Below are 9,844 nucleotides of genomic sequence, written 5' to 3' on the forward strand. Positions count from 1 at the left end.
CGACATGAGGTAGGTCGCGAGAAGCCACTTGTTGAGCGGAACCTTGGAGCGCTCAAAAACGGTGCCAACGGTCACGGTGAACTGTTCGCGGCAAGCGTTGCACTGATAGCAGCCTTTGCGAGCGGACTTGCCGCCGACGTTGGTCGCCTCGTTCACCACGCCGCAATGCGGGCAGCTCGGACCTTGCGGCCAACGGGTCGCTTCCAGATGGGCGCGGGCCTTGTCAGCGTCGGTGAAGATGGGGGCGGTCAAATTCATGCGCCCAACCTACGCCTTGGGGCTGCTTTGTCAAGTATATAACTGCCTGGGGGAGGTGAGAACAATACATGAACATCAATCTCAGCTGTGGTCAACTTCTGGCGCCCCCACCCCCGCCAGCGTATGAACCTCCCACCGGGGGCAGAACACACACATGGCGTCAGACATCCTCCTCCAGCTCCAGGGCCTCACCGGCCTCGCCCTGATCGTCCTCGTCGCCTGGGGTCTGTCCGAAGATCGCCGCAACCGGCCCGGCGCCCTCTGGATCCTCGGCGCCATCGCCCTGCAGATCGGCATCGCTCTCGTGGTCGTGCGCGTGCCGTTTGTCTGGTCGGTGATCGGCCTGGCCAACCACGCCGTGGCCGCCATCGAGCAGGCCTCCCTGGTCGGCTCCAGCTACATGTTCGGCTACACCGGCGGCGGGCCGCTGCCGTTTGAGCTTAAGGAGGGCGTCGCGCCGCCCCTGATCATCGCCTTCCAGATCCTGCCGCTGATCATCGTCTATTCGGCGCTGGCGGCGTTGATGTGGCACTGGGGGATTCTGTCTCGGATCGTTCAGGGCCTGTCCTGGGCGCTGCGCCGCACGCTTGGCGTCAGCGGCGTGGTGGGCCTCAGCGCAGGCGCGAACATCTTCCTGGGCGTCGTGGAATCGCCGCTGGTGGTGCGGGCCTATTTCGAGCGGATGAGCCGCTCGGAGCTGTTCGCCGTCATGGTGCTGGCCATGTCCAACATCTCCGGCGTGCTGCTGGTGCTCTACGCCCAGACCCTGTCGAAGAGCGTGCCGGACGCGGTCGGCCACATGATCTCGGCCTCGCTGATCTCGCTGCCCGCGTCGATCCTGATCGCTCGGCTGATGGTGCCCGGGCAGGGGGCAACCGACGCGTCCACCGATGAGGCGGGCCTCGCCTACGACAGCAGTATCGACGCCATCGTGCGCGGGACCATGGACGGCGTGCAGCTGTTTCTGGCGGTGATCGGGGTGATCATCGTGATCTTCGCCCTGGTCGCCCTGGTGGATCAGGCCCTGACGCTGGCGCCCCTCTTCGACGGCCAGCCCCTGACGCTCAGGCGGATCTTCGGCTGGCTGTTCTCGCCCCTGATGTGGACGCTCGGCGTGCCCTGGGACCAGGCGCCCCAGGCCGGGGCGCTGATGGGCACCAAGACCATCCTCAACGAATATGTCGCCTACCTGGACCTGGCCGCCCTGCCGGCGGGCGCCTTCGATCCGCGCAGCCAGTTGATCGTCACCTATGCCCTGTGCGGCGTGGCGAACCTGGCCAGCGTCGGCCTGCTGGTCTCCACCATCGGCACGCTCGCCCCCGGCCGCCGCGCCGAGGTGGCCGCACTCGGCATGAAGTCCTGGCTGGCCGGCAACATGGCCTCCGCCATGACCGGCGCGGTCATCGGCCTGGTGACCTGGGCGGGGTGAGGGGCTGAGCTTTCACCATCGGACGACCACGGTCGCCCCTTCTCCCCTTGTGGGAGAAGGTGGCAGGCGAAGCCTGACGGATGAGGGGTCGATGACAATCTCAAGCAAATCCCGGACGTCCTGTCGGCCCGGCCGCGCGACCCCTCATCCGACCACCTGCGGCGGCCACCTTCTCCCGCAAGGGGAGAAGGGCACCCGGCGTCTATCGCTTGCGCAATGATCGGGCAGGGGCAAACCTCAGCCAAAGAAAGGTCCCTAACCCTCATGTTCGACGCCCGGCTGCGGCCCTTGATCGACCCGGCCCTGAACCGCATGGGCGCCGCCCTGGCGCGCGCGGGGATCACGGCCAATCAGGTAACCGTGGCCGGCGCGCTCTGCGGGGCCCTGGCCGGCGTCGCCATCGGGCTGGGACATCCTCGCCAGCCGGCTGCTGGACGGGCTGGACGGCGCCATCGCCCGCGCCAGCCGGCCCACCGACTTCGGCGGCTACCTCGATATCGTCTGCGACTATGTCTTCTACCTGGCCGTGCCGCTGGGCTTCGGGTTCGCGGCGGCGGAGAATCTGCCCTATGCCCTGGCCCTGGTCGCCGCCTTCACCCTCACCGCCGTCAGCTTCCTGGCCTACGCGACGCTGGCGGCCAAGCGGGGTGTGGAGACCGCCGCGCATGGGCCCAAGAGCTTTTTCTACAGCACCGGCCTGGCCGAAGGCGCCGAGACGATCCTGGCCTTCGCCCTGATGTGCCTGGCGCCGGGCCTTTTCCCGGCTATCGCCGCCGTCTTCACCGCCCTTTGTGTCCTGACCGTGATCCAGCGTAGCGTGATCGCCCGACGTGTGTTTCGATAGCGGGCGCCACTGATAAAGGTCTTCCGATGAAACTGCTGATCGCCCGCGTCTCGCTGATCCTGTCCCTGCTGTTGCCGGCCTACTTCATGGTGGCGGCCCTTGGGGTGAAGTTCGGACTGTGGCCCTGGCAGTTCGGCCTGATGACGCTGATCGTTCAGTTCGGCCTGCCGCTGATCGGCATCACCCTGCTGCTGGGTCTTGTGGCGCTGGTGTGGACCCTGGTCCGCAAGCCGCGCACCGGCTGGGCCATGGCGCTGGTGGGCCTGCTGATCCCGGTGCTGGCCCTTGGCTATCTGGCCTCGGTGCGGGCGAAGTCGGCTGACATTCCGCCGATCCACGACATCTCCACCGACATCGTCGATGCGCCGGTCTTCTCCGCGAAGGTGATGGCGGCGCGTCAGGCCATGAGCGCCAATCCGGTGAACCCCATGACGGCGCCCATGGGCAGCCTGGACGCCTACAAGGCGCCGGACTTCTCGAAGATCGCCGCCTTGACCTTGGGTCAGGTTGGCCACAAAGCCTATCCGGCCGTCCGCACCCTGACCGTCGCCGCCGACCCGGCCAGGACCGCCGCCGCCGCCCAGGCGGAGGCCGCGGCCCAGGGCTGGACGGGCGTCACCACCGATCCTGCCACCGGCGTCGTCGAGGCCACGGCCGAGACCTTCTGGTTCGGCTTCAAGGATGACGTGGTCGTACGGGTCCGTCCGGGTGCGGCCGGTGGGTCCATCGTCGACGTCCGCTCCACCTCCCGCGTGGGCCTCAGCGACATCGGCGCCAACGCCGCCCGCATCCAGAAATTCCTGACCGGCCTGAAGACGCGTCTGGCCGCGGCCTAGGGTCCGTGGCGCCGGCCCGACCTCGCGTCGTCCTGGTCGGCGCCGGCCACGCCCACCTGCATGTCCTGCGAAACGCCGCCGTCCTGCGTGCGGCGGGCGTCGAGCCGGTGCTGGTGGCGCCATCGACGTTTCACTACTCGGGCCTGGCGACAGGCGTTCTGTCCGGCGCCCTGACCGCCGACCGCGCGCAGATCGACGTGGCCGCGCTCGCGTCGCACTTCGGCGTCCGCCACATCGCCGCCGAGGCGACAGCGATAGACCGCGCTGCCCGGCGCCTGCGCCTCTCCGACGGCCAGGACATGATCTACGACGCCCTCTCCCTCAACGTCGGCAGCGTCACCCCGGACCCCTACCACCTCACCGGGCAGGCCGATGTCTGGTCAACAAAGCCACTAAACAGCCTTGCTTGTCTGAAGACGCGTCTAGAAAACTCTATCTGTAGTTCCCGCCCGGACCCCGCCATCGTCATCGCCGGAGGCGGTCCCTCGGGCTTCGAGATCGCGGCCGCCCTGGCTGGACTTCTGGAGCGGAATGCACGGCGTCCACGCCTACATCTTGTGTGGAAGCGGGAGGCAGGCTGGGGCCCCCGCCGCGCGACCTCCCGGCTCACAACGGCCCTCCAGCGACGCGGCGTGGTCCTCGTCCACGGCGAGGTCGTCGAACGCGAGACCGGGGCCTGCCGCCTGTCCGATGGCCGCAGCCTCGCCTGCGACATGCTGGTGCTGGCGGCCGGCCTCTCGGCGGCGCCTATTGTCACGGCGACGGGATTGCCCGTCTCCAGCGAAGGGCGGCTGCAGGTCGGGCCGACCCTGCAATCGGTCGCGGATCCGACCGTCTTCGCGGTCGGCGACTGTTCGGTGATGGAGGGCTCCCCCCGCCCTGCCGCCGGCGTCTTCGGCGTGCGCGCCGCGCCGATCCTGCTCCACAACCTCGCCGCCCTGGGTGGAGGGGGCATGCGCCGCTATCGCCCCCAGCGCCAATGGCTCTCGATCATGGACCTCGGCGATGGAACGGGTCTGGCGATGCGAGGGCGGTTCTGGTGGATGGGCCGCAGCGCGCTGGCTCTGAAACGCCGCCTCGACCTCGACTTCATCGCCGCGATGCGCGCACCGTCAGGCGAAGTGCTTCAGGATTGAGACCACTTTTCGGGTCCGGTCCGAAAACAGCGCCGGCGTGTAGAAGGCGCTCGCCAGCCGCTTGCTGATCTCGCCACGGGTAGGGTACGGCGCGATCATCCCGGTCAACTGGCTCAGCTTCAGCCCCGCCGTCAGCGCCAGCGACCAGAGCTGAATGTGATCCCCGGCGTGCCTGCCCACCAGGGTCACCCCCAGCACCTTGCCCCTGGCCGTCGTGATCAGCTTGCCGAACCCGCGGGTGTCGCCCTCGGCCTGGGCCCGGTCGTTCTCGGCGAACTCGAAAGTCTGGACGCGGATATCGGCGCCGTGCTGTTTGCGGGCCTCCGCCTCGCCCAGACCGATGGCCCCTACCTCCGGATCACAATAGGTCACCCGAGGAACCTGCACCGCGTTGGCGTTGACCGGCAATGCGAACAGGGCGCGCCGCACCACCAGCGAGGCATGCGTTCCGGCGAGATGGGTAAACTGGCCCCGGCCCGCTGCATCACCTACCGCGAACACACGCCGGTTCGAGCTCAGCAGCGATTTGTCCGTGACGATCCCGTTTCGATCACGGGCGATCCCGGCCGCCTCCAGGTTCAGGTCATCTATAGACGGCGTGCGCCCCAAGGCGACCAGCAGGTGCGAGCCCGAGACCCGGACCTCCCTGTCTCCGGACTGAAGCACGACTGTCGGCCCCGCCTCTACGCGGATCGCCTTGTGGCCCGCCATCAGTTCTACGCCGTCGGCTTCAAGCTGTTCCGCAACGACCTTCGCCGCCTCGGGGTCCTCGCGGCCCAGGATCGCCTCGGCCTCGATGATGACCACCTCCGACCCCAGACGCCGGAACGCCTGGCCCAGCTCCGCGCCGATCGGCCCGCCGCCCAGCACAATCAGTCGCTCGGGCAGGGACTTGAGCTCGAAGATCGTCTCGTTGGTGAGATGCGGCGTGGCATCCAGTCCCGGGATCGGCGGTATCATTGCCCGCGACCCGGTCGCGATGACGAACTTGCGGGCCTCCACCCGGACGCTGTCGCTGGCCACCGTCCGTGCGTCGACGAAGCGGGCCGCCTCGCGGACCACCTGGCAGCCGAGCCCTTCGAAGCGCTCCTGGCTGTCGACCGGCGCAATCGTCGCGATGGTGGCGTGGACGTGGGCCATGACTTTCGCAAAGTCGACGCTAACCGCTTTGGCGCTGATGCCCAGATGGCCGCTATGCCGGGCTTCGTGCGCCGCGCTGGCCGCGGCGATCAGGGCCTTGGACGGCACACAGCCATAGTTCAGGCAATCCCCGCCCATCTCGCCCTTTTCAAAGAGCACCACCTTCAGATCCAGCTGGGCAGCGCCGGCGGCGACGGACAGGCCCCCGGATCCCGCGCCTATGACGGCGATGTCGGCCTTGATCGTCTGGCTCACAGGGTCTTCCCGGATCTGGCGCGAATGCGCTGGTAAATCGTCGTGGCGAGCGTCAGCAGACCCAGCGCCACCAGCGGGCCCAGCACGGTTGGTGAGAAGATGACCCCCAGGTCCGGCGTTTCGCCCCGCGCCAGCAGCTCGCCGATCCCGGCGCCGATGCCGCTGTAGATGAAGGTCGCCGGCATGATCCCGATGAAGGTCGCCGCCGCATAGGCGCGCAGCGGGGCATGGGCCAGAGCTGCGGCCACATTGACCAGCCAGAACGGCGCCAGCGGGATCAGTCGCAGCGTCAGGATATAGCCAAAGGCGCCCGCCTGGACGCCGTCGATCACCGACTTCAGCCTGCCGCCTGACGCCTCGGCCTTGTCGCGCAGGACCTGGCCAAATGAGGTTTTCACCGCGTAGAACACCAGCACCGCGCCGATTGTGGCGCCCGCAACTGTGGCTGCGCCGCCGATCCAGGTCCCGAACAGGTACCCTCCCGCCAGGGTGAGGATAGTGGCTCCCGGCAGACTGACCGCCGTGGCCAGCGCGTAAACGACGACGAAGGTCAGCAGGGCCAGCGGCAGTTGCTGGTCCACGAATGCCCGTAGCGCGGCCTCATTGGCCTGCAGCGCCTCGAGATTGAGATATCGCGTAGCCCCGCTGGCGAACACGGCCACAACCGCCAGAAGCAGGATCAGTAATGGGACGAAACGTCTGAAGCGGGCCATCAGGCCTCCGATGTGGCGTTGATGGACCAGTCATAGGCGCCTCTGGCGATCCGATCCACCGCTTGCAGTCGGGTGCGCAACGCAGGGGCGGCATATTGCGCCAGGTGCGCGATCACCTTGCCGTCGTTGCCGCCAAAGTCACCCCCGTACCAGCGGTAGATCGAAGAGACGATCAGCTTCTGCCCCTCGAACCGCACCCCGCGTGAATGGTTCACATAGGCGCGCGCGGCCGCATCCAGGACTTCCCCCAGCCCGACCCCGCGAAGCGCCGTCTGTGGCAGGTTCGGGCAACTGAAGGACGCGCAATTGACCGCATAGTGCACCCGCGGATCGCGCCAACCCTTGCGCAGAATATCATGCTCGATGTTGTTCAGGGACAGGTCCACGCCGGCCACCCGCGTGATCGGCTTCCACCAGGGCCCCGGCAACAGACCCGAGGTGCGGATGTTGCGGATCGAGGCGACAGGCCAGGCATCCAGCACCACCTGCAGGGTCAGGGCGTTGTAGAGATTGGCCCAGTAGGCGAACTGCTCCTGTCGGGTCAGTGTCAGCGGGTCAAGCCCCGTCAATCCGTCCAGGTAGCGCTTGAGCGCCTGCCGATCTGCCGCCGACCGGCTCCAGCCCGTATAGTCGACCCGGACCACCCCGTCCTGCGACAGCCTGGCCCATCGCGCCAGCAGGGTGTCAAACGCCGAAGGGTCGGCCGCGCCGGTTCCAGCCGCACCCCCGGTGAACCTTGCGAGCCCCTGCGCCGTCGCCGATCCCGCGCCGATACTGGCGGCCAGGCCGAAGCCCGCGCCGATCAACGTACGTCTGGGCACTCTGTCCATAGACATTTCCGCAAGTCCTCTTGGTCCCGTCGGGATCAACGGTATAGTCACACCAAAGAATGGGCGAGGGCACGATGGTCTATATTCTGGGTGGCTGGCAGAGCGACTTCTCGAAGAACTGGGCGCGCCAGCAGATGGACTTTGCCGACGCCTTCGCCGAGGTGGTGGGCGAGGGTCTGGCGGCCGTTGACCTGGAACCCAAAGACATCGACACGGGCCACGTGGGCAACTTCGTAGGTGAACTGTTCGCGGGTCAGGGCCTGCTGGGCGGATTCTTTGGCCTGGTGCATCCCGGCTTTGATGGCATGCCGACGTCGCGGCACGAGGCGGCCTGCGCCTCGGGCAGCGTGGCGATCCTGGCTGCCACCGCCGAGATCGAGGCCGGACGCTATGACACGGCCTGTGTCGTCGGCCTCGAAATGATGCGGAACGTGTCTGGCCAGCAGGCCGCGCAAAATCTCGGCGCGGCGGCCTGGACCGGCCATGAATTTGAGGACGCCACCTTTCTGTGGCCCCGCGCCTTTTCCGACCTCGGCGAGGAGTACGATCGCCGCTTTGGTCTGAAGTATGAGCACCTGATGCGGATCGCGGAGATCAACTTCGCCAACGGCCGCAAAAACCCCAACGCCCAGACGCGGCAGTGGGCCTTCAATGACAAGAGCTTCACCGAAGACGATGAAGCCAACCCGGTCGTCGAGGGCATGATCCGCAAGAACGACTGCGGCCAGGTGACCGACGGCTCGGCAGTGATCTTCCTGGCCTCTGAAAAGGCGGCGACCGAGTATGCCGCCAAGCGGGGCATCCCTCTGGAGAGTCTGCCGCAGATCAAGGGCTGGGGGCATCGCTCTGCGCCGATCAGCTATGACCGCAAGGTGCGCGCGAGCGCCGGCGAGCCCTATGTGTTTCCCCAGGTGAAGCGCGCCATCGACGACGCCCGCGCCCGCGCCGGGATCACGGATGTGTCCCAGCTGGACGCCGTTGAGACCCACGACTGCTTCACGACCACCGAGTACATGGCCATCGAGCACCTGGGCCTGACAGCGCCCGGCGAGGCCTGGAAGGCTATCGAGGACGGCTCCATCGAAATCGGCGGCCGGCTCCCGGTCAATCCGTCCGGCGGCCTGATCGGCGGCGGCCATCCCGTGGGCGCCACGGGCGTGCGGATGGCGCTGGACGCCTTCAAGCAAGTGACGGACCGCGCCGGCGACTATCAGGTCGAGGGCGCCAAAACCGTGCAGACGCTCAACATCGGCGGCTCGACCACGACGACGGTCAGCCTCGTCGTCGGCCTCTGAAGGACAGCCAATGCAGGACATAGCCATCGTTCTGGCGGTCAACGCCGGGGTCATTCTGGCGCTGTTTGTGCTGGCCTGGGCCGCCTGCGTGGCGATGCGCGACTGCACCCCCGTCGACAGCCTCTGGGGCGCAGGCATGGGTGTGGTGGCGATCTCCACCTTCCTGCAAACTGGCGGCGGTACAGAGCGTCGGTTGGTGCTGACCGTGATCTGCGTGGCTTGGGCGCTCAGGCTGGCGGGCTATCTGCTCTGGCGCTGGCGCGATCATGGCCCCGACCGCCGCTACGTCCGGATGATGGACAAGGCCAAGGTCGAGCGTGGCTGGGGTTATGGCTATGCGGCCTTCCGACTGGTGTTCCTGCTGCAGATGCCCTTGCTCTGGCTGGTCTGCCTGCCGGTGCAGCTAGGCCAGATCGCGGCTGAGCCGGCCCAACTGGGCTGGATCGGTTGGGCCGGGGCGGGCCTTGCGGTGTTCGGCCTGATCTTCGAAAGCCTGGGCGACTGGCAGCTGGTTCGGTTCCGCAAGGATCCGGCCAACGCGGGCCTGATCCTGGATCGCGGGCTGTGGCGCTATACCCGGCATCCCAACTACTTCGGCGACGCCTGCGTCTGGTTTGGCCTCTGGCTGGTGGCGGCGGAAACGACGCCCGGCCTGTTCGCCATCGTGGGGCCCGCCTACCTGGTCTTCACGCTCACCCGCTGGAGCGGAATGCCCACCGTCGAGGGTCGCATGCAGCGGCGCAAGCCGGGGTATGAGGACTACAAGCGCCGCACCTCGCCCTTCATTCCATGGCCGCCAAAGCCGGCCGAACCGGTCTGAGCCGAGCCTTACGGCCTGCGGTGCGCGTCCAGCAGGGTCTTGAACTGGGCGGAGTCTACATACTCATCCAGCCGTGTGATCACGCCGTCCTTCACGCGAACCACAGCGCAGGCGTCCATGGTCCAGAGGGTGCCGTCGGGAAGTGACGTCTCAAGCACATGCTGTTGCACAAACCCGTCTGACAGCGCCTCGCGTCGCAGGATCCGGTAGTGTCTGTCGGGCATCCTGCGGACCATCCAGCCCAGCAGTTTCATGTTCTCCTCGACGGTCTGCTCGATGCCGTCGGTG

Annotated in this window: 12 protein-coding genes; 6 read left to right on the plus strand and 6 right to left on the minus strand. The window is 67.4% G+C overall.

The annotated features are described in order from the left end of the window. Positions 1 to 258 (minus strand): transposase (locus tag ACIQ42_RS10990; RefSeq protein ID WP_397422237.1); only part of this gene is annotated, 258 nt, incomplete at its 3' end. Positions 259 to 412: 154 nt separating this feature from the next. Here ACIQ42_RS10990 and ACIQ42_RS10995 point away from each other — a divergent pair. Next, positions 413 to 1,687: a NupC/NupG family nucleoside CNT transporter gene (locus ACIQ42_RS10995; RefSeq protein ID WP_397422238.1), complete on the plus strand. Its 1,275-nt coding sequence runs from the start codon at positions 413 to 415 to the stop codon at positions 1,685 to 1,687. A gap of 255 nt (positions 1,688 to 1,942) precedes the next feature. Here the strand turns inward: ACIQ42_RS10995 and ACIQ42_RS11000 are convergent, their stop codons facing one another. Beyond that, a complete protein-coding gene (locus ACIQ42_RS11000) occupies positions 1,943 to 2,101 on the minus strand; it encodes a hypothetical protein (RefSeq protein WP_397422239.1) in 159 nt (52 codons plus the stop codon). A gap of 37 nt (positions 2,102 to 2,138) precedes the next feature. On the opposite strand from ACIQ42_RS11000, the gene ACIQ42_RS11005 reads away from it, so the two are divergent. Genes ACIQ42_RS11005 through ACIQ42_RS11015 form a run of 3 tightly spaced genes read left to right on the plus strand, consistent with a single transcriptional unit; the run spans position 2,139 to position 4,503 of the window. Further along, on the plus strand, positions 2,139 to 2,531 hold the full coding sequence (locus ACIQ42_RS11005) for a hypothetical protein (RefSeq protein WP_397422248.1): 393 nt from the start codon (positions 2,139 to 2,141) through the stop codon (positions 2,529 to 2,531). Between the two features lie 26 nt (positions 2,532 to 2,557). After that, on the plus strand, positions 2,558 to 3,367 hold the full coding sequence (locus ACIQ42_RS11010; protein ID WP_397422240.1) for a DUF1499 domain-containing protein: 810 nt from the start codon (positions 2,558 to 2,560) through the stop codon (positions 3,365 to 3,367). Between the two features lie 5 nt (positions 3,368 to 3,372). Next, positions 3,373 to 4,503: an FAD-dependent oxidoreductase gene (locus tag ACIQ42_RS11015; RefSeq protein WP_397422241.1), complete on the plus strand. Its 1,131-nt coding sequence runs from the start codon at positions 3,373 to 3,375 to the stop codon at positions 4,501 to 4,503. Here ACIQ42_RS11015 and ACIQ42_RS11020 read toward each other — a convergent pair. Genes ACIQ42_RS11020 through ACIQ42_RS11030 form a run of 3 tightly spaced genes read right to left on the minus strand, consistent with a single transcriptional unit; the run spans position 4,480 to position 7,447 of the window. Then, on the minus strand, positions 4,480 to 5,898 hold the full coding sequence (locus ACIQ42_RS11020; RefSeq protein WP_397422242.1) for a dihydrolipoyl dehydrogenase family protein: 1,419 nt from the start codon (positions 5,896 to 5,898) through the stop codon (positions 4,480 to 4,482). The two genes, ACIQ42_RS11015 and ACIQ42_RS11020, sit on opposite strands and share 24 nt — an antisense overlap. Continuing rightward, positions 5,895 to 6,611: a TVP38/TMEM64 family protein gene (locus ACIQ42_RS11025; RefSeq protein ID WP_397422243.1), complete on the minus strand. Its 717-nt coding sequence runs from the start codon at positions 6,609 to 6,611 to the stop codon at positions 5,895 to 5,897. The genes ACIQ42_RS11020 and ACIQ42_RS11025 overlap by 4 nt, the downstream gene beginning before the upstream one ends. Beyond that, positions 6,611 to 7,447 (minus strand): DUF547 domain-containing protein, encoded by an 837-nt coding sequence (locus ACIQ42_RS11030; protein ID WP_397422244.1) that lies wholly within the window; start codon positions 7,445 to 7,447, stop codon positions 6,611 to 6,613. The genes ACIQ42_RS11025 and ACIQ42_RS11030 overlap by 1 nt, the downstream gene beginning before the upstream one ends. A 68-nt stretch (positions 7,448 to 7,515) precedes the next feature. Here ACIQ42_RS11030 and ACIQ42_RS11035 point away from each other — a divergent pair, with 68 nt between their 5' ends. Further along, entirely contained in the window at positions 7,516 to 8,736 is a 1,221-nt protein-coding gene (locus ACIQ42_RS11035; RefSeq protein ID WP_397422245.1) for an acetyl-CoA acetyltransferase, read from the plus strand. A 10-nt stretch (positions 8,737 to 8,746) separates the two neighbouring features. Next, on the plus strand, positions 8,747 to 9,556 hold the full coding sequence (locus ACIQ42_RS11040; RefSeq protein ID WP_397422246.1) for a DUF1295 domain-containing protein: 810 nt from the start codon (positions 8,747 to 8,749) through the stop codon (positions 9,554 to 9,556). An 8-nt stretch (positions 9,557 to 9,564) separates the two neighbouring features. Here ACIQ42_RS11040 and ACIQ42_RS11045 read toward each other — a convergent pair. Next, a partial coding sequence (locus ACIQ42_RS11045) for a ketosteroid isomerase (protein ID WP_397422247.1) occupies positions 9,565 to 9,844 on the minus strand: 280 nt, incomplete at its 5' end.

The organism is Phenylobacterium sp., assembly GCF_044372605.1.
In the GTDB taxonomy this organism is placed as follows: Bacteria; Pseudomonadota; Alphaproteobacteria; order Caulobacterales; family Caulobacteraceae; genus Phenylobacterium.